Source organism: Sphingomonas sp. PEI4, assembly GCF_056679955.1.
In genome coordinates, this window is the sequence record NZ_CM155258.1 from 2,308,787 (window position 1) to 2,333,054 (window position 24,268).

At 66.5% G+C, this 24,268-nt stretch carries 20 protein-coding genes; 6 read left to right on the top strand and 14 right to left on the bottom strand.

Going from position 1 to position 24,268, the window contains the following annotated elements; all coding sequences use genetic code 11:
- Positions 1 to 49: 49 nt before the first annotated feature.
- Both AC1MLZ_RS10575 and AC1MLZ_RS10580 read right to left on the bottom strand, forming a co-directional pair.
- Positions 50 to 559 (bottom strand): hypothetical protein, encoded by a 510-nt coding sequence (locus tag AC1MLZ_RS10575; protein ID WP_480958414.1) that lies wholly within the window; start codon positions 557 to 559, stop codon positions 50 to 52.
- Between the two features lie 135 nt (positions 560 to 694).
- Positions 695 to 2,221 carry an acyl-CoA carboxylase subunit beta gene (locus AC1MLZ_RS10580; protein WP_093400482.1) on the bottom strand — a complete coding sequence of 509 codons (1,527 nt, stop codon included), beginning with the start codon at positions 2,219 to 2,221 and terminating at the stop codon, positions 695 to 697.
- 100 nt (positions 2,222 to 2,321) lie between these two features.
- On the opposite strand from AC1MLZ_RS10580, the gene AC1MLZ_RS10585 reads away from it, so the two are divergent.
- Positions 2,322 to 3,716 (top strand): helix-turn-helix domain-containing protein, encoded by a 1,395-nt coding sequence (locus AC1MLZ_RS10585; protein WP_480958415.1) that lies wholly within the window; start codon positions 2,322 to 2,324, stop codon positions 3,714 to 3,716.
- A gap of 144 nt (positions 3,717 to 3,860) precedes the next feature.
- Here the strand turns inward: AC1MLZ_RS10585 and AC1MLZ_RS10590 are convergent, their stop codons facing one another.
- From AC1MLZ_RS10590 to AC1MLZ_RS10615, 6 genes are all read right to left on the bottom strand, one after another.
- The gene (locus AC1MLZ_RS10590) at positions 3,861 to 5,213 is read right to left on the bottom strand and encodes an ammonium transporter (RefSeq protein WP_480958416.1); all 1,353 of its coding nucleotides are present in this window, start codon (positions 5,211 to 5,213) and stop codon (positions 3,861 to 3,863) included.
- Between the two features lie 23 nt (positions 5,214 to 5,236).
- Entirely contained in the window at positions 5,237 to 5,575 is a 339-nt protein-coding gene (locus AC1MLZ_RS10595) for a P-II family nitrogen regulator (RefSeq protein ID WP_056053652.1), read from the bottom strand.
- 301 nt (positions 5,576 to 5,876) lie between these two features.
- Complete coding sequence (gene purH / locus AC1MLZ_RS10600; RefSeq protein WP_480958417.1) at positions 5,877 to 7,439, bottom strand: bifunctional phosphoribosylaminoimidazolecarboxamide formyltransferase/IMP cyclohydrolase; 1,563 nt, start codon at positions 7,437 to 7,439, stop codon at positions 5,877 to 5,879.
- A 234-nt stretch (positions 7,440 to 7,673) separates the two neighbouring features.
- Entirely contained in the window at positions 7,674 to 9,389 is a 1,716-nt protein-coding gene (locus AC1MLZ_RS10605; protein WP_480958418.1) for a heparinase II/III family protein, read from the bottom strand.
- A 17-nt stretch (positions 9,390 to 9,406) separates the two neighbouring features.
- A complete protein-coding gene (rpe, locus tag AC1MLZ_RS10610) occupies positions 9,407 to 10,063 on the bottom strand; it encodes a ribulose-phosphate 3-epimerase (protein WP_480958419.1) in 657 nt (218 codons plus the stop codon).
- Positions 10,064 to 10,235: 172 nt separating this feature from the next.
- Positions 10,236 to 11,513 carry an RsmB/NOP family class I SAM-dependent RNA methyltransferase gene (locus AC1MLZ_RS10615; protein ID WP_480958420.1) on the bottom strand — a complete coding sequence of 426 codons (1,278 nt, stop codon included), beginning with the start codon at positions 11,511 to 11,513 and terminating at the stop codon, positions 10,236 to 10,238.
- Positions 11,514 to 11,618: 105 nt separating this feature from the next.
- Between AC1MLZ_RS10615 and AC1MLZ_RS10620 the strand changes: the two genes are divergently transcribed.
- Entirely contained in the window at positions 11,619 to 11,777 is a 159-nt protein-coding gene (locus tag AC1MLZ_RS10620; protein ID WP_480958421.1) for a DUF1674 domain-containing protein, read from the top strand.
- A gap of 21 nt (positions 11,778 to 11,798) precedes the next feature.
- Here AC1MLZ_RS10620 and AC1MLZ_RS10625 read toward each other — a convergent pair whose 3' ends face one another.
- Positions 11,799 to 12,212, bottom strand: a complete 414-nt coding sequence (locus AC1MLZ_RS10625; RefSeq protein ID WP_480958422.1) for an acyl-CoA thioesterase — start codon at positions 12,210 to 12,212, stop codon at positions 11,799 to 11,801.
- A 180-nt stretch (positions 12,213 to 12,392) separates the two neighbouring features.
- Here AC1MLZ_RS10625 and clpB point away from each other — a divergent pair, with 180 nt between their 5' ends.
- Entirely contained in the window at positions 12,393 to 14,969 is a 2,577-nt protein-coding gene (gene clpB, locus AC1MLZ_RS10630; protein WP_480958423.1) for an ATP-dependent chaperone ClpB, read from the top strand.
- A 230-nt stretch (positions 14,970 to 15,199) separates the two neighbouring features.
- On the opposite strand, the gene AC1MLZ_RS10635 is transcribed toward clpB, so the two are convergent.
- The gene (locus AC1MLZ_RS10635) at positions 15,200 to 15,463 is read right to left on the bottom strand and encodes a hypothetical protein (RefSeq protein ID WP_480958424.1); all 264 of its coding nucleotides are present in this window, start codon (positions 15,461 to 15,463) and stop codon (positions 15,200 to 15,202) included.
- Between the two features lie 126 nt (positions 15,464 to 15,589).
- Positions 15,590 to 18,529, bottom strand: a complete 2,940-nt coding sequence (locus AC1MLZ_RS10640; RefSeq protein ID WP_480958425.1) for a TonB-dependent receptor domain-containing protein — start codon at positions 18,527 to 18,529, stop codon at positions 15,590 to 15,592.
- A 173-nt stretch (positions 18,530 to 18,702) separates the two neighbouring features.
- Here AC1MLZ_RS10640 and AC1MLZ_RS10645 point away from each other — a divergent pair, with 173 nt between their 5' ends.
- On the top strand, positions 18,703 to 19,317 hold the full coding sequence (locus AC1MLZ_RS10645) for a hypothetical protein (RefSeq protein ID WP_480958426.1): 615 nt from the start codon (positions 18,703 to 18,705) through the stop codon (positions 19,315 to 19,317).
- Here the strand turns inward: AC1MLZ_RS10645 and AC1MLZ_RS10650 are convergent.
- From AC1MLZ_RS10650 to xseA, 3 genes are read right to left on the bottom strand one after another with little or no spacing between them, the layout of a single operon-like run.
- Entirely contained in the window at positions 19,314 to 20,156 is an 843-nt protein-coding gene (locus tag AC1MLZ_RS10650; protein WP_480961525.1) for a M23 family metallopeptidase, read from the bottom strand. The genes AC1MLZ_RS10645 and AC1MLZ_RS10650 overlap by 4 nt on opposite strands.
- An 11-nt stretch (positions 20,157 to 20,167) precedes the next feature.
- Entirely contained in the window at positions 20,168 to 20,368 is a 201-nt protein-coding gene (locus tag AC1MLZ_RS10655; protein WP_480958427.1) for a DUF2093 domain-containing protein, read from the bottom strand.
- Between the two features lie 12 nt (positions 20,369 to 20,380).
- Positions 20,381 to 21,817 (bottom strand): exodeoxyribonuclease VII large subunit, encoded by a 1,437-nt coding sequence (gene xseA / locus AC1MLZ_RS10660; protein WP_480958428.1) that lies wholly within the window; start codon positions 21,815 to 21,817, stop codon positions 20,381 to 20,383.
- Between xseA and purD the strand changes: the two genes are divergently transcribed.
- Both purD and AC1MLZ_RS10670 read left to right on the top strand, forming a co-directional pair.
- A complete protein-coding gene (gene purD, locus AC1MLZ_RS10665; protein ID WP_480958429.1) occupies positions 21,816 to 23,081 on the top strand; it encodes a phosphoribosylamine--glycine ligase in 1,266 nt (421 codons plus the stop codon). The two genes, xseA and purD, sit on opposite strands and share 2 nt — an antisense overlap.
- 221 nt (positions 23,082 to 23,302) lie before the next feature.
- A complete protein-coding gene (locus tag AC1MLZ_RS10670) occupies positions 23,303 to 24,064 on the top strand; it encodes a hypothetical protein (RefSeq protein ID WP_480958430.1) in 762 nt (253 codons plus the stop codon).
- Positions 24,065 to 24,268: the final 204 nt, after the last annotated feature.

The following is a 24,268-nucleotide window of genomic DNA, read 5'->3' on the forward strand; positions in this document are numbered from 1 at the left end:
GACTCCTTATCATGACATGATAATGTGCGGACGGCGGCGATACAACGCGTCACTGCTCGGACTCCGCGGCTGGCTTAGCCGGTGGCGGCGGGACGACCCCGAGCGTGTAGCCGCAGACACCGAGCACCTGCCGGACCATCGCGTCGCTGGTCGGTGCGACGAAGTTCGCCTGTACCGCGAAGTTCGCACCGTTGGTGGTCTCGACACGCACCGTCTTCGACTTGACCAGGAAACTGGTCAGCTTGGTGATCGCCTCGGGATCGGTGACGTAGGTGCCGGTCCCCGGAAACTGCCAGTTATAGGTGAACGCCGGGCCGCCATCGAAGCGCACCGCGACGGGCTTGTCCGCACCAGACCCGAGCGATTGCGGCTGGATGAACTGGATCGACACGATCGGTTCGGAGCCGACGTCGCACTTCACGACGAACCGCGAGAGCCCGTCATTGCCGGTCACCGACGCGGAGATGCTGCGCACGCCGGCCGCGTTGGTGCGGTCGGCGAGTTTCCAGGCGGGGGCGGCTGGCGCTGCGGTTTGCAGGAGTAGAAGAAACGCTAGCATTACACCTCCGTCCCCCGGCACGTCGTCACGCCAGCGGATACTGGCGTTTCAGCACGCGGTCCGGCCTCCCGCCTGGCCAAATGCCAGCTTTCGCTGGTGTGATGGAAGGCAGGCCGGACCACGTGACGGGCGGGGTCACAGCGGGATGTTATCATGCTTCTTCCACGGATTCTCGAGGCTCTTGCCGCGAAGTTTCCGTAGACCGAGCGCGATGCGGCGACGGGTCGAGTGGGGCTGGATCACTTCGTCGATGAAGCCCTTCGACGCGGCGACGAACGGATTGGCGAAACGCGCCTCGTATTCCGCGGTGCGCTCGGCGATCTCTTCCGGCGTCTTGCCGCGGAAGATGATCTCGACCGCGCCCTTCGCCCCCATCACCGCGATCTCGGCGGTCGGCCATGCGTAGTTCAGGTCGCCGCGCAGATGCTTCGAGGCCATCACGTCGTACGCGCCGCCATACGCTTTCCGCGTGATGACGGTGATCTTCGGCACGGTCGCCTCGGCATAGGCGAACAGCAGTTTCGCGCCGTGCTTGATGATGCCGTTATGCTCCTGCGCGGTGCCGGGCAGGAAGCCGGGGACGTCGACAAAGGTCACGATCGGGATCTCGAACGCGTCGCAGAAGCGGACGAACCGCGCCGCCTTCTTCGATGAATTGATGTCGAGCACGCCGGCGAGCACCATCGGCTGGTTCGCGACGAAGCCGACCGTGCGGCCCTCGATACGGCCGAAGCCGGTGATGATGTTGGCGGCGTGCGCTGGCTGCGTCTCGAAGAAATCGCCTTCGTCGACGGTCTTCCGGATCAATTCGTGCATGTCGTAGGGCTGGTTCGCGGATGCCGGGATCAGCGTGTCGAGGCTCTCCTCGATCCGGTCCCATTCGTCCGCGGTCGGGCGCTCTGGCACGCCCTCACGGTTCGACGCGGGCAGGAAATCGAAGAAATCGCGCGCTGCGAGCAAAGCCTCGATGTCGTTCTCGAACGCGTTGTCGGCGACCGACGTCTTGGTCGTGTGCGTCACCGCGCCGCCGAGCGCCTCCTGCGTCACGACCTCGTTGGTCACCGTCTTGACCACGTCGGGGCCGGTGACGAACATGTAGCTCGAATCCTTCACCATGAAGATGAAGTCGGTCATTGCGGGGGAGTAGACCGCGCCGCCTGCGCAGGGCCCCATGATGAGCGAAAGCTGCGGCACGACGCCCGACGCGAGCGCGTTGCGCTGGAACACCTCGGCATAGCCGCCGAGCGAGGCAACCCCCTCCTGGATGCGCGCGCCGCCGCTGTCGTTGAGGCCGATGATCGGCGCGCCGACCTTCATCGCGCTGTCCATCACCTTGCAGATCTTCTGCGCGTGGCGTTCGCTCAAGGACCCGCCGAACACGGTAAAATCCTGGCTGAAGACGAAGACGAGGCGGCCGTTGATCGTGCCCGAACCCGTAACCACACCGTCGCCGGGAATGACCTGGTCCTGCATGCCGAAATCGACGCAATTATGCTCGACATACATGTCGAGCTCCTCGAACGAACCCTCGTCCAGCAGCACGTCAAGGCGCTCCCTCGCGGTGAGCTTTCCCTTGGCGTGCTGCGCTGCGATGCGCTTGAGGCCGCCGCCGACTCTGGCGGCTTCGCGGCGGCGTTCAAGCTCTTCGATCGTCGATGACATCGTCTCTCCGTCCTGCTGATTGCCTTCACAGAGCGGGATGCGATGCGCAAATGCAATGTTGCAAACTTGTGCGGCAGATGTTTGCAAACTAGGCTGGAGCATGACCCTGCCCGCACGTCGCCTCTTCGTCGGACACCGCCTGCGCGACCTGCGTCGCGTCCTCGGGATCAGCCAGGCGGCGATGGCCGGGCGGATCGGGCTGTCGGTCAGCTATCTCTCGCAGATCGAGAATGGCGACCGGCCGGTGACCGAAGGCGTGCTGATCACGCTCGCGCGCGAGTTTCCGGCGGATTGGGGGAGCATCGATGCGGCGGACGATACCGCGCTGCTGATCGCAACGCTGGAGGCTGTGTCGGACACGAGCGTCGAGGCGCCCGCACTCGACGAGACGGCGGTGCGGCGTGCGGTAAAGCATCAGCCGCTGTTGGCGCAGCGCCTCGTCGCGATGCACGATGCATACCGCCGCGCGCAGGAGCAGTTGCGGGCGCTCGACGATCGGCTGGTGGCGGGATCGGGCGCGCCGGGGTTGTTGCCGTGGGAGGACGTGCGCGACTGGTTTCATGCGGCCGGCAATTATGTCGATGCGCTCGACCGGCGGGCGGAGGAGATCGGCGAGACGCTAGGGGCGGACCGGGTCGCGGCGCTTGAGGCTCGGCTTGGGGCGCGCGGCGTGTCCGTGGCAATCTCGGGCGCGCTGGCCGCGCCTCTGCGCGATTACGACGGCGCGACCTTGCGCTTGGACGGATCACAGCCGGGGGAGACGACCCTGTTCTCGCTGGCCCACCAGGTCGCGCGGCACGAGTTCGGCGATGTCATTGGCAGCATCGTCGCGGCGTCGGAAATGGCGTCGGAAACCGCGCGTGCGCTGCTGACCGCAGGGCTGACCAATTACGCCGCGGGGGCGATCGTCATGCCCTACACCCGTTTCCGCACCGAGGCTCGGAGTGTCCGCCATGACATCGACCGGTTGCGGCGGATCTTCGGGACTAGCTTCGAGCAGACTTGTCATCGGCTGTCGACGTTGCAGCGGCCGGGGGCGCTCGGCATCCCGTTCTTCTTCTGCCGTGTCGATATGGCGGGGAACATCACCAAGCGGCATTCCGCCACGCGGCTGCAGTTCGCTCGGTTCGGGGGAGCGTGTCCGCTTTGGATCGTTCACGAGGCCGTGGCGATCCCCGACCGCATCCTGACGCAGCTGATCGAGACGACCGACGGCATCCGCTACGTTTCGATGGCGAAGGGTCTGGTGAAGCCGTCCGAGACGTACACGCGGCCCGCGCGGCGCTACGCGGTGGCGCTGGGCTGCGAGGAGGCGAACGCGTCGGAGTTCATCTATGCCGATGCGCTGGGAACTGGAGGGATCGCGACGCCGATCGGGACGTCATGCCGCATCTGCCTACGCACCGATTGCGACCAGCGCGCGTTTCCGCCGGCCGCCAGTGAGATCCGGGTCGATCCCGACCGGCGCGGCGCCGTGCCGTACGAAGTGGTTTAGCCCGCTTTCCTGGAACTCGATCGAAGTACCACTTCGATCGACATAAAAAAGGCCCGGTGTGTTTCCACACCGGGCTAAGGTTGTCCGCAGGAGGAACGTCGTGGGTGCGGGCTCGACTGGCCCGCTACCGATTAGTGTTGGCGATTAGTTATAAGCGCGCTCGCCGTGCTCGCCGATATCGAGACCCTCGTGCTCGACTTCCGGCGAGACCCGCAGGCCAGTGACGGCCTTGGCGACGTAGATCGCGATCGTGGTGCCGATCGTGGCCCAGATGATCGTCACGATCACCGCCTGGAACTGCACGAAGAGCTTGGCGCCCATCGCATAGTCTGCTGGACCAGGGCCGCCGAGCGACGGAGCGTAGACCACCGCGGTGCCGATCGCGCCGATCATGCCGCCGATGCCGTGGATCCCGAATGCGTCGAGCGAGTCGTCATAACCGAGCATCGGCTTGAGCTTCGACACCGCCATGAAGCAGACGATCGAGGCGATCGCGCCGAGGATGATCGCGCCGAACGGACCTGAGTTGCCCGCGGCCGGCGTGACGGCAACGAGGCCGGCGACGATGCCCGAGCAGAAGCCCAGTGCAGACCCCTTGTGACCCGAGAGCTTCTCGGCAAGCATCCAGAACAGGCCGGCCGACGCGGTCGCGACGAAGGTGTTGAGCATCGCGAGTGCGGCCGAACCGTTCGCCTCGAGCGCCGAGCCTGCATTGAAGCCGAACCAGCCGACCCAGAGAAGCCCGGTACCGATGCCGGTCATGACCAGCGAGTGCGGTGCCATCGGCTCCTTTGGATAGCCGATGCGCTTGCCGAGGATCAGTGCCGCGACCAGCGCCGAGACGCCGGCGTTGATGTGGACCACCGTGCCGCCGGCGAAATCGAGCGCGCCTGCCTTGAAGAAATAGCCCGACGATGCCCACACCATGTGCGCGATCGGGAAGTAGACGATGGTAAGCCAGACCAGGCCGAACACCATCACCGCCGAAAACTTCATGCGCTCGACGACCGAGCCCAGGACCAGCGCGATGGTGATCGCGGCGAAGGTCATCTGGAAGCAGATGAAGACGTATTCCGGGATCTCGACGCCGGCGGTGAAGGTCGCCGCCTGCGAGGCGGGCGTGACGCCCTTCAGGAACGCCTTGTCGAAGCTGCCGATGAAGTTGCTGAGCAGCGGGTTGCTCACGTCCGGACCGAAGGCCAGCGTGTAGCCCCACATCACCCAGACGAGCATCGCGAGCGCAGCGACCGCGCCGATCTGGGTCATGGTCGACAGCATGTTCTTCGACCGCGTGAGGCCGCCGTAGAACAGCGCGAGGCCAGGCAGGATCATCATCAGGACGAGGACCGTCGAGGTCATCATCCAGGCGGTGTCGCCCTTGTTCACGGTGGCGACGACCGGTGCGACGGCAGGCGCCGCGACCTCTTGTGCCCAGGCGGGGGCGGCGGCGATCATCGCCGCGCCGAACCCTAGCGCCAAGACGGCGGCTGTCTTCATATCAAGCTTCATTTCGTCCCCCCTCAGAGCGCTGAATCGTCGGTTTCGCCGGTACGAATGCGTACCGCCTGGCCGACGTCGAGCACGAAGATCTTGCCGTCGCCGATCGCGCCGGTGTTCGCCGATGCCTGGATCGCCTCGACCACGCGGTCGGACAGGCTGGCGGCGCAGACCACCTCGATCTTGATCTTGGGCACCATGTTGGTGCTGTACTCGGCCCCCCGATAGATCTCGGTCTGGCCCTTCTGACGGCCGAAACCCTTGACCTCGGTGACCGTCATGCCGGCCACGCCGATCGTGGTGAGCGCTTCGCGCACCTCGTCCAGCTTGAACGGCTTGATGATGGCAATGACGAGTTTCATCGCGCCCCTTCCCCTTGTTACGGGAGATGCCTAGCAATGTGCGTGCCAGTTGGGGCGTGGAGGGGTGAGGCGTGCTCGGAGAGCGGGCGGAGGGACGGCTTGCGGCTAAAACTTGTGCAGTGCGGTTGAGGTGCTCGAAAAACAGGCACCCCCTCCTCCGTCATGCCGGGCTCGTTCCGGCATCCACCGATCCGCGTACTCGCGAGCGCTTGGTTTGCGGGACCGTGGATGCCGGAACGAGCCCGGCATGACGGGGTGGGTGGGATGGCGAAGGCTACCGCCCCCCGCCGCCCCGACCAACTCAGTGGCGGAAGTGACGCATGCCGGTGAAGACCATCGCGAGGCCGGCTTCGTCCGCTGCCGCAATGACGTCGGCGTCGCGGATCGAGCCGCCGGGCTGGATTACCGCCGTCGCGCCGGCTTCGACCGCCGCGAGCAACCCGTCGGCGAACGGGAAGAACGCGTCGGAGGCGACGGCCGAGCCGATCGTGCGCGGGGTGGGCCAGCCGGCCTTGTCGGCGGCGTCCTTCGCCTTCCACGCGGCGATGCGCGCGGATTCGAGGCGGTTCATCTGGCCGGCGCCGATGCCCGCGGTGCTGCCGTCCTTGGCGTAGACTATCGCGTTGGACTTGGTGTGCTTGGCCACCGTCCAGGCGAAACGGCAGTCGAGCAGTTCCTGTGGCGTGGGCGCGCGCTTGGTGACGACCTTCAACTCACCCGGCGTGCCGTTGTCGCGACCCTGGACGAGCCAGCCGCCGGCGATCGACTTCGCCGTCAGGCCGGCGCGGGCGGGATCGGGGAGGTCGCCGGTGAGCAGCAGGCGGAGGTTCTTCTTGGCGGCGAACAGCGCGATCGCCTCTTCGTCGGCATCGGGGGCGACGACGACTTCGGTGAAGATGCCGGTGATCTGGCGCGCGGTCTCGGCGTCGAGCGTGCGGTTGACGGCGATGATGCCGCCGAACGCGGAGACCGTGTCGCAGGCGAACGCCGCGGCATAGGCTTCGGCGAGCGTTGCGCCGGTTGCTACGCCGCAGGGGTTGGCGTGTTTGACGATAACTACGCTAGGGGCGGCGTTGCGGAATTCGGCGATGAGTTCGAGCGCGGCGTCGGCGTCGTTGAGGTTGTTGTAGCTGAGTGCCTTGCCCTGGAGCTGGCGCGCCTGGCCGATGCCGCGGACCGACCCGGTCGCGGTGTAGAAGGCGGCGGACTGGTGGGGGTTCTCGCCGTAGCGCAAGCTGTCGCCGCGCTTGAGCGTGATGGGCAGCGTGGCGGGGAATTCCTCGGCCTGGTCGACGGTGCCGAACCACGTTGCGATCGCGGAGTCATAGGCTGCGGTGGTGGCGAAGGCCTTGGCGGCGAGCTTCTTGCGATCTTCGAGCGTGGTCGTGCCGCCGGATACGAGCGCATAGTCGGCGGGGTCGGTGACGATCGCGACATAGGCGTGGTTCTTGGCGGCCGAGCGGACCATGCTGGGGCCGCCGATGTCGATGTTCTCGATCACGGTGTCGCGGTCCGCGCCCTTCGCGACGGTGGCTTCGAACGGGTAGAGGTTGACGATGACGAGGTCGATCGCGCCGATCTTGTGCTCGGCCATCGAGGCCGCGTGGCCGGCATCGTCGCGCACGGCCAGGAGCCCGCCGTGAACCATCGGGTGGAGCGTCTTGACGCGGCCGTCCATCATCTCAGGGAAGCCGGTGAGTTCCGATACATCGCGGACGTCCAGGCCGGCGGCGCGGAGGACGGTTGCGGTGCCGCCGGTGGAGACGAGTTCTACGCCGTGGCTCGCTAGCGCCTTGCCGAGATCGACGATCCCGGTCTTGTCGGAGACGGACAGGAGCGCGCGCTTGATCGGGATGCTGGTCATGAAGGTCTTTCGTCGGGAGTCGCCGTGCGGCGGTGCCTTAGCGTTGGTTGACGCTTGGGAACAGGGGGCGTGCTTGTCCCGATCCCGCTCCAATTTGCCCCGTCATCCTGACGAAAGTCAGGACCCAGAGCCACAAAGGCGATCGTTTGGTATCCTGGGTCCTGACTTTCGTCAGGATGACGGAGGTGGGTTGGTTGGCGTGGTTCTTCGAGCTGCGTCCGGGCAGACGTTAGGTCAGGCCTTCTTGAGCGCCCAGCTCACGCTTGCTCCGCCGGCCGCCGCTTCACCCGTGATCATCAGTTGCTGCGTCGCGACCGGGCGGCCGTCGGCGTCGATCCAGACGCTGTCCTCCACCACCAGCGCGCCGCCGCGGCAGCGGAACTGCCAGAGCGCGCCGCCGGGCAGGCGGAGGATCGCGCCGAGGCCGTCCGCCGTGGGGGAGACTTGCACGCCTTCGCCGAGGTGGAAGCGGATCGCGAACAACGACAACCCTGTGCGGCGCTTGCGGCCTTGGGGCAACAGCGCGTCCTCGCCGCGGAGTTCGCGGCCGTCGCCGGTGAGCATCAGCTGGCGGCGGTGGAGGAAGCCCCAGCGGCGGACGTAACCGTCGTGGCTCGCCTCGATCCGGCTGGCGGCGTCCGATTCCTGGCGGCTGAGCTCGACCTCCGCGACGCCGCGGCCGAGCGTGCCGTCGGCGTGGATCGCGGTGGAATTGCTGTCGGCGATCGTCAGCGTGGAGTGGGCCGCGGTGGAGCGCAGGCCCTCGACCATCGCGGGCGGGAGCTGGGCGATGCCCGCGCGCGCGCCGCCGCAGTTGACGACGATGCGTGCTGGGCCGTCGGAGAATTCGAACGCTAGCGTCGAGGCGCAGCCGCCTTCAACGAGGCGGGCGATCGGGGGCGGGGCGGCATCGACGATCAGCACGGCGGTGCCGGCGGCGAGGCGTTGATAGCCCCAGTCGCGCGCCTGTCGGAGCGGGCGGGTCCGGACGCCGCTGGCTTCGATGACGGCTGCGACCTGCGTCTCGCTTGCCGGGCCGCCACCCTGCCAGCTCGACAGGCCGCGATCGGCGTGGGCTACGCCGAGCAGGGCTGCGACCATGCGGGTGAGCGTGACCGCGACGGTTTCGGGGAGTTCGAGACCGCGGGCGGCGTAGCTTTCCTGGAGCAGCGTGAGCAGCTGGATCGAATCGAGCAGCATCGCCGGGCTGCGCGAGACCGACCCGCCATCGTCGAACAGGCCGGTGCCGAGCGCGCGGAGCAGGCCGGCTTCACCGAACGCCTGGCGGGGCTCGCCGCCAGGGATCAGGAGCCCGGCCGCGACGACTCCGCACCATGCGGCGATGCGGGGGGCGCCGGCGGGAGCCTTGTCGGCGGTGCGATCCAGGTGGAGCGCGCCCTTTGCGAGCGCGTTCAACACCTTCGAACGGTAGATCTGGTCGGAGGATGACAGGATCAGCGGCGCGTGCGCGGTCCAGGCGAGGATGCGGCGGCCCCACATGTCGGGGCGCCATGCGATCCCGCCGGGAGTGTCGGCATAGGCGGTGAGCCAGAGGCCCATGAGGTATTCGGCGATCGGTGCGCCGCGCGAGCGGGTCGCGACGGTGGACAGGTCGCGCAACCAGCCGAAACCATGGAGATATTCGGCGAAGGGTTTGGGTAGTGGTTTGGCGAGATCGAGCGTCTCGATGTCGCGTGCTTCGCCGCGAAACGAGAGGACGCCCTCCAGCAGCATTGTGCCGCGTGGGATGTCGCCAAGGATGGGGTCGTCGGGGACCGCGATCAGCTTCAGCGGGTACCGCCCCTTGAGGCGCAGCGTGTGGAGCGGGGTGCGCCACGTCAGCCGGTGGAAGCGCTCAGCCAGGCGATCGGCGAGCGACAGCCCTTTGTCGCCGCCGAGACGGATCAGGCGACGACCTTCGTCGATCCCGTCGGGTGCGGGGTCGGTCACAGGATTAGCGGTGTCGTTCACCCCCGCAACGCAGCGATGTTTGTGGCATAGTGATCGGGTCCGCCGCGGAAGACCGAGGTACCCGCGACCAGCGCGTCGGCGCCCGCCTCGATGCAGCGCTTGGCCCAGTCCGCGTCGACGCCGCCATCGACTTCGAGATCGATCGCGCGGCCGCTCTTTTCGATCATGGTGCGGATCGCGGAGATCTTCTTGAGTTGGCTGGGGATGAAGCTCTGGCCGCCGAAGCCGGGGTTGACGCTCATCACGAGGACGAGGTCGACCATGTCCATGAGGTAATCGAGCATCTTGGCGGGGGTGCCGGGGCAGATCACGACGCCGGCGCGCTTGCCGAGGCTCTTGATGTGCTGAAGCGAGCGGTGGATGTGCGGGCCGGCTTCGTAATGCACGGTGATGCAGTCGGCGCCGGCCTCCGCGAACGCGTCGAGATACGCGTCGACGGGGGAGATCATCAGGTGGACGTCGAACGGCTTGGTCGTGACGCCGCGGACCGACTTCATGACAGCGGGGCCGAACGAGATGTTGGGGACGAAATGGCCGTCCATCACGTCGATGTGGATCCAGTCGGCGCCGGCTGCGTCGATGGCGCGGACTTCCTCGCCGAGTTTGGCGAAGTCGGCGGAGAGGATCGAGGGGGCGATGCGGACGGGTTGCATGAATGTGTCCTAGCGCGGGATTTGGTTGGTGCGAAGGGCTTGTCGATCCTCCCCCGCCAGGGGGAGGTGGCGCCGAAGGTGACGGAGGGGGAGGACACGGAACCTATGTCGTCGCCCCCTCCCCCTCCGTCTGGCAAGTGCCAGCCACCTCCCCCTGGCGGGGGAGGATCGTTCAGGAGCGCTTGAGGCGGGTGATGAAGAACCCGTCGCAGCCGCCTTGGTCGGCGAGCATGCCTGGGAGGGTGCGGATGGTACCGGTTTCCGTTGGGGTGATGCCGGCGGGGAGTTCGGACTGGTCTACCGGGGCGATCGAATAGTCGCTGCGCGCCGCGAGGAACGCGTCGAGCTGTGCTTCGCCTTCGGACGGCTCCAGCGAGCAGGTGGCGTACACCAAAGTGCCGCCGGGCTTCACCCAGTCCGCCGCCCGCGCGAAGATCCGGGCCTGCAACGCCGCGGTTTCGGCGATGATCGAGGGGCGGACGCGGTGGAGGACGTCGGGGTGGCGGCGGAAGATGCCCGTCGCGCTGCACGGCGCGTCGATCAGGATCGCGTCGGCGGGCTCGGCGGGCGCCCAGTCGAGGATGTCCGCGTTGACGACCTCAGCCTTCAGATGCGTGCGGTAGAGATTCTCGCGCAGGCGCTTGATGCGGCTCTGCGAATTGTCGACCGAGGTGACGGTCCAACCGGCGCTCGCGAGTTGCAGCGTCTTGCCACCGGGCGCGGCGCAGAGATCGAGGACGTGGCCCTCCCCTTTTCCGAGCAACCGCGCGGGGAGCGAGGCGGCGATGTCCTGCACCCACCAGGCGCCGTCGCCGAAGCCTGCCATGTCAGGGACCGAGTCGTGGTCGCCGAGGCGGAGATGACCAGGCATGAAGCTCTCGCCGCCCAGTTTCTCGCGCCAGCCTTCGGTCTCGGACGGGTCGGCGATCGTCAGGTCGAGCGGCGGCACCTGGGCGATTGCGCGGCCGGCGGCGTCGACCATCTCCTCGCCCCACGCGGCTTCCCAACGCAGTTCGACCGGGGCCGGCAGCGTCGGCACTTCGGGGAGCAGCATGTTGGCTCGGAACAGCGTGCCGAACACGCCGTGCACCAGCTTGCGCGGGCCGCCGTCGACCAGCGGCAACACGGTCGAGATCGCGGCGTGCGACGGGGTGCCGAGGATCAGTACCTGGACCAGCGCGATGCGAAGCGCCATCCGCGCCTTCGCATCGTCGGGCAAATTGGTCTTGGTGACCGAATCGATCATCGCGTCGAGATCGGGGAGGCGACGGAGCGTCTCGGCGGCGATCGCGTGCGCCAAGCCGCGGTCTGGGCCGTGGATCGCGCGCGTTGCGGCGGGGAGTGCGGATTCGAGCGACTCGCCGCGACGCAGGACGGCGTCGAGCAGGCGGAGCGCTGCCCGACGGGTCGGGACGCCGAGCGGCTCGGGGGCGTGGGTGTAGTCGGGCATATGAAGGTCCTTCGCGTTCGGTTTGCCGCGCGGCTGTTGTGGCAATGCGGCGCGACAAGGCCCATGTGGCGGTTACGACGCCAACACGCAATCCGGAGAGCCGCGATGGGCCAGCGCCCCGATCACGTTAAGCCACCTGAATATCTGGCGAAGACTACGCCCGTACCGCAGCCCGAGGCGATCGTGCCGGACAAGGATCCCGAGCCGCGCGATCCGACGCGCTATGGCGACTGGGAGCTGAAGGGCATGGCGATCGATTTTTGACGGTCGATCGCCGATACCCGGTCAGTCCTTGGAGTCGGCCTTTCGGAAGAAATGCTCGACGACGCTGTTCGCCAGTCGCGACGGTCGGTGCGTTTCCGCATCGAGGCAGCACCAGCTCGACTTCACCTCGGCGAGTACGTCCTCGCCGCGCTTGATGATCGTTTCGTAGAACGCGCGGGCGCCCTGGACCTTTTCCAGCAACACCGTCGCGATCACGTCGTCGTTCAGGAACGCCGGCTTGCGGTACGTGATCTCGTGCTTCAGCGCGACCCACAGATGCCCGGCCACCGCATCGGCGGGCGCGAGGCGCTGCCAATGGTCGATCACCGCGGCTTGTACCCACTTCAGATAGTTCGCGTTGTTGACGTGACCCATGAAGTCGATGTCGGCCGGCTCGATACCGATGGCGTAGGTGTGGGGAATGGCTGTTGTCACGCGTGACATATAGCATGCGAACCTGAACATAGCGATGATGGCGGGGCTTAGATACCGATAATAAACGCTATTCCGGCGGGATCGGGGGGCGCCTAGCATGCGGTCGGCGCCGCCTCTTGTGTTGCCCAAATACAACACCATCTTTTGGCCAACACCGAACCAGTCCCACAGGAATTCGTCATGAACATCGACAAATTCACCGACCGCGCGAAGGGCTTCCTGCAATCCGCGCAGACCGTCGCGATCCGCATGAACCATCAGCGGATCGCGCCCGAACATCTGTTGAAAGCGCTGCTGGAAGACGAGCAGGGCATGGCCGCCGGGTTGATCGCCGCAGCCGGCGGCGACGCCAAGCGCGCAACGTCGGAGACCGATCTTGCGCTGGCGAAGATCCCGGTCGTGTCGGGCTCGGGCGCGCAGACCACGCCGGGTATCGACAACGACGCGGTGCGCGTGCTCGACCAGGCCGAGCAGATCGCGAACAAGGCGGGCGACAGCTTCGTCACCGTCGAGCGCCTGCTGGTCGCGCTCGCGCTGTCGCTCAACACCGCGGCGGGCAAAGCCTTGAAGGCTGGCGGCATCACGCCCGAGGGGCTGAACACCGCGATCAACGGTTTGCGCCAAGGCCGCACCGCCGACACGGCCGGCGCCGAGGATCGCTATGACGCGCTGAAGAAGTTCGCGCGCGACCTCACCCAGGCGGCGCGAGACGGCAAGCTCGATCCGGTGATCGGCCGTGACGAGGAAATCCGCCGCACGATCCAGATCCTTGCGCGCCGAACCAAGAACAACCCCGCGCTGATCGGCGAACCCGGCGTCGGCAAGACCGCGATCGCCGAGGGGCTCGCCTTGCGCATTGCCAATGGCGACGTGCCGGATACGCTGAAGGACCGGCGGCTGATGTCGCTCGACCTCGGTTCGCTCATCGCGGGCGCGAAATATCGCGGCGAGTTCGAGGAGCGGTTGAAAGGCGTGCTCGACGAGGTGAAGGCCGCGGACGGCGACATCATCCTGTTCATCGACGAGATGCACCAGCTGATCGGCGCGGGCAAATCCGAGGGCGCGATGGACGCGGGCAATCTGCTGAAACCCGCCCTCGCCCGCGGTGAACTGCACTGCGTCGGCGCGACCACGCTCGACGAATACCGGAAGTATGTCGAGAAGGACCCGGCGTTGCAGCGGCGGTTCCAGCCGGTGATGGTGGGCGAACCGACCGTTGAGGACACGATCTCGATCCTGCGCGGGCTGAAGGAGAAGTACGAGCTGCATCACGGCGTGCGGATCACCGACGCCGCGATCGTCGCCGCCTCGACGCTGTCGAACCGCTACATCACCGATCGGTTCCTGCCCGACAAGGCGATCGACCTTATGGACGAGGCGGCGTCGCGGATCCGCATGGAGGTCGAGTCGAAGCCTGAGGCGATCGAGAATCTCGACCGGCGGATCATCCAGCTCAAGATCGAGCGCGAGGCGTTGAAGCGCGAGACGGACGACGCGTCGGTCGACCGGCTCGACACGCTGGAGGGCGAACTCGTCAACCTGGAGGAGCAATCCGCCGAGCTGACGACTCGCTGGAAGGGTGAGAAGGACAAGATCAACGCCGAGGCACGGCTGAAGGAACAGCTCGATGCCGCGCGGCTGGAGCTGGAGCAGGCGCAGCGGTCGGGCGATCTCGCCAAGGCGGGCGAGCTTTCATACGGCACGATTCCGGGGTTGCAGCGCCAGCTCGACGAGGCGGCGGGGGCGACCAAGGGCGCGATGCTGCGCGAGGAAGTCACCGCGGACGACATCGCCGGCGTGGTCAGCCGCTGGACCGGCATCCCGGTCGAGCGGATGCTGCAGGGCGAGCGCGACAAGCTGCTGGCCATGGAAGCGACGATCGGCAAGCGCGTGATCGGGCAGGCGCATGCGGTGAAGGCGGTCTCGACCGCGGTCCGCCGTGCGCGGGCGGGGTTGCAGGACCCGAACCGGCCTTTGGGCTCGTTCCTGTTCCTTGGACCTACGGGCGTCGGCAAGACCGAGCTGACCAAGGCGCTCGCGGAGTTCCTGTTCGACGATCCGTCCGCGATGGTCCGCATCGACATGAGCGAGTTCATGGAGAAGCACGCGGTGGCGCGGCTGATCGGCGCGCCTCCGGGCTATGTCGGCTACGAGGAGGGTGGCGTCCTGACCGAGGCCGTGCGCCGGCGTCCGTACCAGGTCATCCTGTTCGACGAGGTCGAGAAGGCGCATGGCGACGTTTTCAACGTGCTGTTGCAGGTGCTCGACGACGGGCGGCTGACCGACGGCCAGGGGCGCACGGTGGATTTCAGCAACACGCTGATCATCCTGACGAGCAACCTCGGCAGCCAGTATCTGGCGAACATGGCGGAGGGCGACGACGTGTCGTCGGTCGAGCCGCAGGTGATGGAGATCGTCCGGTCGCACTTCCGGCCGGAATTTCTCAACCGGCTCGACGAGGTGATCCTGTTCCACCGCCTGGGACAGGCGCACATGGCCCCGATCGTCGACATCCAGGTGTCGCGCGTCGACAAGCTGTTGGCGGATCGGAAAATCGTCCTCGACCTGACCGATGCCGCGCGGGCGTGGCTCGGTCGCGTGGGGTATGACCCGGTCTACGGCGCGCGCCCGTTGAAGCGCGCCGTGCAGCGGTATCTGCAGGACCCGCTCGCCGACATGATCCTGCGCGGCGAGGTGAAGGACGGGTCGACGGTGCACATCGACGAGGGTGACGGGAAACTGGTTTTGGTGGTCTGAGGCGGGCCGCGATATCCGCGCGGCAATCCGGGCAGACGCGGTCGTCGCTGACGACGCGGATACACCATCGCCGGGTCGTCAGCGGGCAACCTGTTAAAGAACCGTGGTGAAGATAACCGACAAGGTTAGGTTCACCACGGTCCCGTGGTCGTCGCAGCGCATCGATCCGCCGTTTGCCTATCTCGCGCTCCGCCTCCTAGGAGATCGGACGGAGCAACGGCATGCGCCTCTTACTGAGCGCCGGGAACCGTCAGGGCGGGTAGCATGCTTCGTCCCAACGCCTGGCTGGAGCGCGCCATCTGGTCCCACTCGGTCTTGCGCATGCAGATCTTACGCCGCGGGATGTTCGATCCAACTTGCGCATAGCGACGGCAGATCGGCTTTGACTCGTCTTTAGCCGCTTGTGCTGCCGGTTCGTTGGCCGAGGCATTACTTTGTAGTGCTGGCGGCGCGCCGGCCACAGTCAACGCCAACAGGATAATACTGATCGTCATCCCTATTCCTTCGATTACGCCATCTGACATCGAAGACTATCAACGCCGATCGCCACGCTCAAACAAAAACGGAGGCGGGACTGGCCCACCTCCGTCATATAGTTGATTGGTTAGATCCGCTTCAGATCAGAACCGAAGGCGGGCGCTTGCTGCGAAACGACGACCCAGGGCATCGTACGTCGAGGGATAGACGTTGCCGCTGTTGAAGGCGGTATCGCCGATCGACGCACCGACAACCTTGGGCTTGTTGTCGAGCAGGTTCATTGCCGACAGCGTCAGGTCGAAATTGTCCGTGACACCGAACCGGGTCGTCAGGTCGAAATAATGCTCCGCACCAATGCGCTGGAACTGCTCCAGCGGACCGCCACCGGCAGCAATGTCGTCTGCAAGTGCGAGCGGCTCGTACTTCACCTTATCGACGTAGCGCCACAACAGCGAGACGTCTGCCGCACCGATGGTCAGCGTGGTCCGCTGGTTGAAGCTGAACTCCGGCTGGATCGAGGCGCAGTTGACGCTGTAGTAGCCGACGCACTCGCGGTTGACCGACGTCGGCGTCGCCTGGAACTTGTTGCTGTTGGTCCAGGTGCCGATGAACGACAATGCGAGCTTAGCGAAGCCCATGTCGGTGCGGTAGTTCGCCGCCAGATCGATACCATCCGTCGCGATGCGGCCCAAATTCGAAAGCGGCAGGGCCAGACCATCGGCTGTGCCGTTCAGGCTGCCGTCGATCGGATCACGCGTGACCGCTTGGCAGGCGGCCGACGTTGCAGTCTGAAGCGGCGTGTAGCAGGCAGAGAACACATCCCCGACGGTCGGGGCCGTGATCGCATCGCGAACCCTGATGTTGAAGTAATCGACGCTGATGTTGAAGCCACTAATGAAATCGGGCTGGAACACAGCGCCGATAGTCCAGGTGTTGGCCGTCTCAACACCCAACCCGACGTTGCCGCCCTGGGTAACGTTGACCTGACCCGCCGACGGCAAAGGAATGCTACCGACGAGAGCATTGGCCTGAGCCGGCGTGCCACCACCCGCAACGATCTGTGCGGCGCAGACGCCACCCAAGGCGCTGCCAGCCGTTACACCAGCACCCGCGCAAGGGTCGTTGGCCGAATTGCCGAGCCCCGTGACCAGCGGCGAGAACAATTCGCCGATGTTCGGCGCACGCGCCGCCTTCTGGTAGTTACCCCGGATCTTCAGGCTGCTGACGGGCTCCCAGGAGCCGCCGACCTTCCAGGTCCAGTTGGTGCCGGCCGTCGAATAATCGGAGACACGGCCACCGGCTTCCAGCGTCAGGCTGTGGAAGAACGGCTTGTCCTCGACGAGCGGCATGATCAGTTCGCCGAACGCTTCCTTGACGTTGTACTGGCCCGCGACGTCGGGCGATGCCGCGCCGTTGCCCAGCACTTCGTTCGGGCGCTGCGTCAGTTCGTCGGAGATTACCGCCGCGGTGTACTTGCGATACTCGCCGCCGAGCGCGAACGAGATCGCCTGCGTTGCAAACGGGCTGGACACACCGAAGTCGCCGTTCACCAAACCATGGACCTGGGCGATCGTCGTGCGGGTCATCGTGCTGTTCGTGACACCCAGGAGATAGCCAAGCTGATCGGAGGTGATCGTTCCGGCGTCACCGAACAGATTGATCGGCACGCAGCCGTTCGACGCATCGACGCACGCGGTGGTGCTGGTCGCCAGCGACGCCTGACGCAAACGGGTCAGCGTGCCGTTGCCGGTCTGGCGCTGAACATTCTCGCTCTCGCCGTAGTTACCGCCAAAATCGAAGCCGATCGTGTCGGTGATGTCGCCGCGGATACCTGCCTGATAGTCGAACACCGTCGTGGTGTAGGTCGACAGGCGCGGCCCGGCCTCGACGAAGCGCCGTGAAGCGTTGGTCGTGAAGGTGCGGTAGTCCGCGCTTCCAGGGGCGGCAGCGGCCGCTGCGTTACACTGTGCCACGGTCAGACCGTTTGCCGAACAGATCTGGCCACGCGCTGCGGCCGGAAGGTAAGGATTCGAGTAGTTGATCGTCAGAGCGTTGCCGAACGTGCCGGATGACGCGATGACGGTCTGCACCGTGTTACGCGAGAAGAGGCCACGGTTATAAACCTCGATGCCTGGTGCCACTTCATAATGCGCCGCGCCGAACATGTTGTAGCGCGTGAACGGCGTCTGGAAGATGTTCTGCGGGTTGAAGTTGAACAGCGCGAAGGTCGGCACCAACCGGCCGGTAACCGGATCGATCTGGTTGTTCGCACCCAAACCCAGGCCGGTGAAGCGCCCGGGAACAGCCGTGCCCGACCCACCCGGCAGACCGGTGTACGAATCGATGTTGTTGATCGAAAAGTCGCGTTCGCCCTGCGTTACCGGGTCAGCCTGCTGATAGCCGACGCTGAACACCGCGTTGCCGCGACCGTCGCCGAAGTTCGCGCCGATCGTCAGATCTGCGCGGAAAACGTTGCCGTCGCCACGCTCCGTGATCTGATTGCTGATATTCGCTTCCACGCCGGAAAAGTCGCGCTTGGTCACGAAGTTCACGACGCCGGCCACGGCATCGGCACCGTAGGTGGTCGAGGCACCGCCGGTCAGGATATCGGTACGTTCGACCAGTGCCAGCGGGATGTTGTTGAGATCGACCACCCCGGACAGACCCGACGGCGCGATACGCTGGCCATCGAGGAGGACGAGGTTGCGGTTGTCACCCAGGCCGCGAAGATCGACGGTCGACGCACCGCCGTTGCCGTTGTTCACCGAGCTGCCGATCGAAGGAACGACGCCGGGGAGTTCGCGCAGGAACTGTTCGGCGACGTTGGTCTGGCGAAGCTGCAGTTCTTCCGAGGTCACAGAATTGATCGGCGACGACTGCACCAGATTGGGATTGCGGACCAGCGTACCGGTGACGACGATGTCGCTGCCACCCGATGCCGCGTCTTGGTCGCCAGCCGGCGCGGCGCCGTTGGGCGTGGAGATCTGGCCGGCGTCCTGCGCCTGCGCAGCACCGCTCGCAACCAGTGCAATGCCTACCAAGAGACTGGACGCGAGCAAGCGCCCCCGGAAAATGTTCGTCATACAAAACCCCTTTTATCTGCCCGCGCTCTTCGGATTTACCCCGAATGGTCGCACCTGCGGCATGCCGCGGTTGGTATAAGATTGCTGATATTGGCCCGGATGCACAACGCCGATTGTATCGGCGTTGCCAATTTGTGAACGATTGTACCATTTGTGCCACACTCCGTTCACGCATGGTGCTCGGTACGTCGAACGTCGGATACGGCCCTCGACTTCGAGCATCAAAGCCGACAGACAACGGTTTTCCCGCAAAGGCCGGATACAACGACATGGGTTCCTTAAGACCGCTTGGGCTCGCCAGCCTTCTGTTCTCCGTTCCCGCCGTTGCGCAGGATGGCCGGTTGGCCAATCCTCTGACGGACATCGCCCGCTGCCGGACGATCCAGCCCGACGCTAAACGCCTCGCCTGTTTTGACGCGGCCGCCGTATCGGTGAGCATCGCCCAGCGATCTGGCGACATTCTCGTGATCGACCGCAAGCAGGTGGTGGCGGACAAGCGCGCAGGGTTCGGCCTTCCCCGTATTCCAACTGACGTTTTTGGAGGAGGCGCGGCGGACAAGGCGACTAGAGTAGACCGGTTGGACTCCACGATCCGATCTGCCGTGCCCTCCAACAGCTTCGGCCGCTGGAACCTGCGACTGGCGGACGGCAGCGAATGGCAGACCATCGACGCGATCCCCGCTCCCCCAAAAACCGGCACCGCGATCGCTGTTAGACAGGCCTCGCTTGGCGGTTATCGTGCCACGATCGGCAAGGGGCGTTCAGTTCTCGTGAAGAGGTTGCGCTAGCCCGGCATCGCCCGTGCGATCAGCATCGGGTCGAGCTTTGCGTCGTTCCAGCGAAGGCTCCAATGCAGATGCGGACCCGTCGCGCGGCCGGTCATGCCGACGGCGCCGATCGGTTGGCCTTTCGCCACGTGGTCGCCGGGTTTCACGTCGATGCGGGACAGGTGCAGGAACGCGCTGTTGAGGCCCATGCCGTGGTCTAGCATCAGGAGGTTGCCCTCCAGCGTGAACGGGTGATCGGCGGCCAGGATCACGACGCCGTCGGCGGGGGCGGTGACGATCGTGCCGCTTGGGCGGGCGATGTCGGTGCCCGAGTGATAGCTGCCGGGTTCGCCCTGGTAGACGCGCTGCGACCCGAACAGGCCGGAGATGCGGCCGGTGGCGGGCCATGCGAAGGACTGTCGCCAGCCTTGCGCGTCGGTAGTGCGGGCGCGGGCGGCCACGATCTGGGCGAGTTCGGGCGGGCGGAGCTTGGCAAAGACCGGGTCGGGCGCGGGGAACTTCGGGAGCGTGTTCAGGCGCTCTATCCGCCATGCGCGCGGCGTGATCGTGAGACTTTGCGTAACAACGCGACCGTCGACGAGTGTCGCGACGAGCGACGCTTGCGGGGCCGCATCGCGGTCGAAACCCGCGACGAAACGGCCATCGGGGGATAGCGCGATCGGCTTGGCGTCGAGCGTAACGGTGCCCGTACCGGCGGGAGCGGTCCCGAGGATCAGCCCGCCCTGGCTGAGCGTGCCGGTCCAGCGGAATGTGGACTGGCTTGCAGTGGTTGGCGGCGGCGGTTGCTGGGCGGCTGCGCTGGTTGCGGCCAGCAGGACTAGCACCGCCGCCCGGATCATCGCCGCTCGGATCACCGGGGCGCCATCGCTTCGCTGGCCGCGGCGGCGGTGGCGTAGGCTTCCTGGCGGGCGACGCTCCAGTAGCGCAGGTCTTCGAGGGCGATGCGGTGGCCGGTGGCGGCGCAGACTACGTGGTCGCCGGGGCTGAGCACGCGGAAGCCGTTGGCCATATAGTGCAGGCGCGCGGCGCGGTCGGAGTTGGACATCAGCATGGTCGGGCTCTTTTATAGCAGGGTAGGCTGTCGCGGTGCCTGGTCGGCCGCGGGTTTCGCCTTGGGTGCAGTATAGGTTTTGGCGATGGGGCGCTCAAGGCCGGCGTCGACGAGCGCGTCCACGGTGCCGTCGCGGAAGTGGAGGGTCAGCGTGCCCGCCCCTTGCGCGGCCTTGGCGGAGGCGAGCGTCTCGCCGCCGGGACGCGCGGTGACTCGGGCATAGCCGCGGTCGAGGATCGCGTCGGGGTTGAGCGACTGGACGAGGCGCCACGTCGCGTCGAGCTGCGCGCGTTTGGCCTCCAGCTTGCGTTCGAGCGTGGCGGGACGGAGTGCGGCGCCCGACCGATCGAGACTGCCGCGCGCGAGGGTCAGGCGGCGCTCCAGCCCGCGATCGAGCCGCTGGCCGAAATCGTCGGCGCGCTGGCGCTGGGGCCCGAGCAACTGGTCGCGCTTCGGCAGCAGGCGGGCGAGCGCATCGAGCCGTTCGCGGCCGCGCTCGACGTGACGGCGGGCGCAGCGTTCGGTGCGATTGCGGTGGCTGTCGATCGTCAGGCGCAGGTCGGCGAGCACCGGCACCGCGATCTCGGCGGCGGCGGTCGGCGTCGGTGCGCGCAGGTCGGCGGCGAAATCGCACAAGGTGGTGTCGGTCTCGTGCCCGACGGCGGAGATGATCGGGATCGTGCAGGCGGCGACCGCGCGGACGACGACCTCCTCGTTGAACGACCACAAATCCTCGACCGAGCCACCGCCGCGCGCGACGATGACGAGGTCGGGGCGCGGCACCGGCCCGCCGGGGACGATCGCGTCGAACCCGCGGACGGCGGCGGCGATCTCCGCGGCGGACCCTTCGCCCTGCACCTTCACCGGCCAGACGATGACGTGCGTCGGGCAGCGATCCTCCAGCCGGTGGAGGATGTCGCGGATCACGGCGCCGGTGCCCGAGGTGACGACGCCGATCACCTTCGGCATGAACGGCAGCGCCTTTTTCCGCGCGCCGTCGAACAGACCCTCGCCCGCGAGTTTCGCCTTCAATTTCTCGAGCAGTGCCATCAGCGCGCCGGCGCCGGCCAGTTCCATCCGCTCTATGACGATCTGGTATTTCGAGCGGCCGGGATAGGTGGTGAGCTTGCCGGTGGCGATCACCTCGATGCCGTCCTGCGGCACGAAGGCGAGGCTCGACGCGTTGCCCTTCCAGATGACGCCGTCGATCACCGCCTGGTCGTCCTTCAGCGACATGTAGCAGTGCCCGGAGGCGACGCGTTTCCAGCCGGAAATTTCGCCGCGCAGGCGGACATGGCCGAACTCGCCCTCGACCATCCGCTTCAGCTTGAACGCGAGTTCGCCGACCGACATGGCGAGTGCGTTGTCGCCGGCGACCGGCTCGGCTACCAGCCGCCCCATGTTTGCCAACATGTCGCTGGACACATCATCGGAAAAGGGATCGGGCATGAACGTCCTGCTGCTGGGCTCGGGGGGTCGCGAACATGCGCTCGCGTGGAAGCTGGTGCAATCTCGCGGCCTCGATACGCTGTATGCCGCGCCGGGCAACCCCGGGATCGCGCGGGTTGCGACGCTCGTGCCGCTGGATGCGACGGATCATAGCGCGGTGGTGGCATTCGTGCGGGAGCATGAGGTCGGGCTGGTCGTGATCGGGCCCGAGGCGCCACTGGTCGACGGACTGGCGGACACGCTGCGTGCCGCCGACATTCCGGTGTTCGGGCCATCGAAGGCGGCGGCGCAGCTGGAGGGCTCGAAGGGCTTTACCAAGGACCTGTGCGCGCGGGCGGGGATTCCGACCGCAGGCTATGTCCGCGTGAAAAACCGCGAAGAGGCGGATATCGCGCTCGCCCGCACCTTCTCGCTGCCGGTGGTCATCAAGGCCGACGGCCTGGCGGCGGGCAAGGGCGTGGTCATCGCGTTCAGTGCCGCCGAGGCCGATGCCGCGCTCGACGCGCTGTTCGCCGGCGGGGAAGCCGAGGCGGTGATCGAGGAGTTCCTGGAAGGCGAGGAGGCGAGCCTCTTCGTACTGACCGATGGCGTCTCGCTGATGCCGTTCGGCTCGGCACAGGATCACAAGCGCGTCGGCGAAGGCGATACCGGACCGAACACCGGCGGAATGGGCGCGTACAGCCCTGCCCTCGTCCTGACGGCAGCGCTGGAAAAGCGTGCGATCGACGAGATCGTCGCGCCGACGGTGGCGGCGATGGCGGCGGAAGGCATGCCGTTCTCCGGCGTGCTGTACGCCGGGCTGATGCTGACGCCGCAGGGGCCGAAGCTGATCGAATACAATGCACGGTTCGGCGATCCCGAGACGCAGGTGCTGATGATGCGCTTCGAGGGCGACCTGCTCGCGACGATGCTGGCAACCGCGGAAGGACGGCTCGGCGATATGCCCACGGCCCGGTTCAGCGACGAGACTGCGTTGACCGTGGTGATGGCGGCGGCCGGCTATCCGGGCACGCCCAAGGCCGGCGGATCGATCGTCGGGCTCGACTCCGCGCGCGCGGCAGGCGGCACCGTGTTCCACGCGGGCACGCGCCTGGAAGATGGCGGACTGGTCGCATCGGGCGGGCGCGTGCTGGCGGTGACCGCGACCGGCGACGACGTCGCGACGGCGCAGGCGAACGCCTACCGCGCGGTCGAGGCGATCGATTTCGCGGAAGGCTTCTACCGTCGCGACATCGGCTGGCGCGAGATCGCGCGCGGGGCGTGATGCACGCCTGATCCTCCCCCGCCAGGGCGAGGTGGCTGGCGCTTGCCAGACGGAGGGGGAGGCAGACGAAACCACGGTTCCGTGTCCTCCCCCTCCGTCACCTTCGGCGACACCTCCCCCTGGCGGGGGAGGATGCAGAACTGAAGAGAGGGTCGGCTGATCAGGCCAAGCCCGCCAATTTCCTCTCGCCGCCTCCCTCGCGTGACGCTACGAGTATGAGCATGAACGAAACTTCCGCGACCTCCGCTTCGGGCCTGAGCCTGTTGCCCGACGGCATCGCCACGCTGACGGCAATCCACTTCACGATCATCGCCGTCGTGGCGATCCTCGTCGTGATCGGCCTTCTCTGGGGCATCAAGGCCAAACGCAGCCGCGTGAAGGCGTCGCGCGACGTGATCGCCAATGCCGAGGAGGCTGGCGTTCCGCCCGAGCCGGTCTCGGCGAAACCTGCGGTGTCGGCGCGCGCGACCGAGCAATCCCAGGCGCAGACGCAAACCGCGCCGGTTCCCGTTGCACCGCCCCCCGCCCCGCCTCAACCTGCGCCGCCAGTACGCAGCGCACCCGAACCGACTCTGGTCTCGCGCGACGACGATGTGTCGCAGACGCCCGATCGTCTCGCCGACGAACCCATCGCCGCTGCGTCGCCTCTGGAGGCAAGCCCGGCGACCGAAACCATCGCCCCCGCCCCTGTAGCGCCGACCCGGGAGGCACCGGCCGAACCGCGTGCACCGGTGCAATCCTATGCCGATGGCCCCGTCACGCAGTTGAAGGGACTCGGACCGAAGGTTGCAACACAGCTCGGCGCGCTTGGCGTCTCCACGGTCGGCCAGATGGCGGCGCTGTCGGAGAGCGAGGCGCAACGCATCGATGCGCAACTCGGCAACTTCACCGGACGGATGGGTCGCGATCGCTGGATCGAACAGGCCCGATTGCTGGCGGCGGGCGACAAGGCTGGGTTCGAGGCGGTGTTCGGAAAGCTCTGAACTGCGCCCTGCAGGTCGGCACGGTCGACCGGTAACACGCGTTCGGCCCGGTCGGACTTGACGGCGCAAGCGGGAATGCTCGCGCCGATCGGACGGGTTAACCTTGATCGACCGTTGTAGGTGACGATTGGCTCTATGCCGGACGCGTGTTGACGGGCATGTCCTGCGGCGTTGCACTCAAAGTATGAGGGTGACCATAGACGG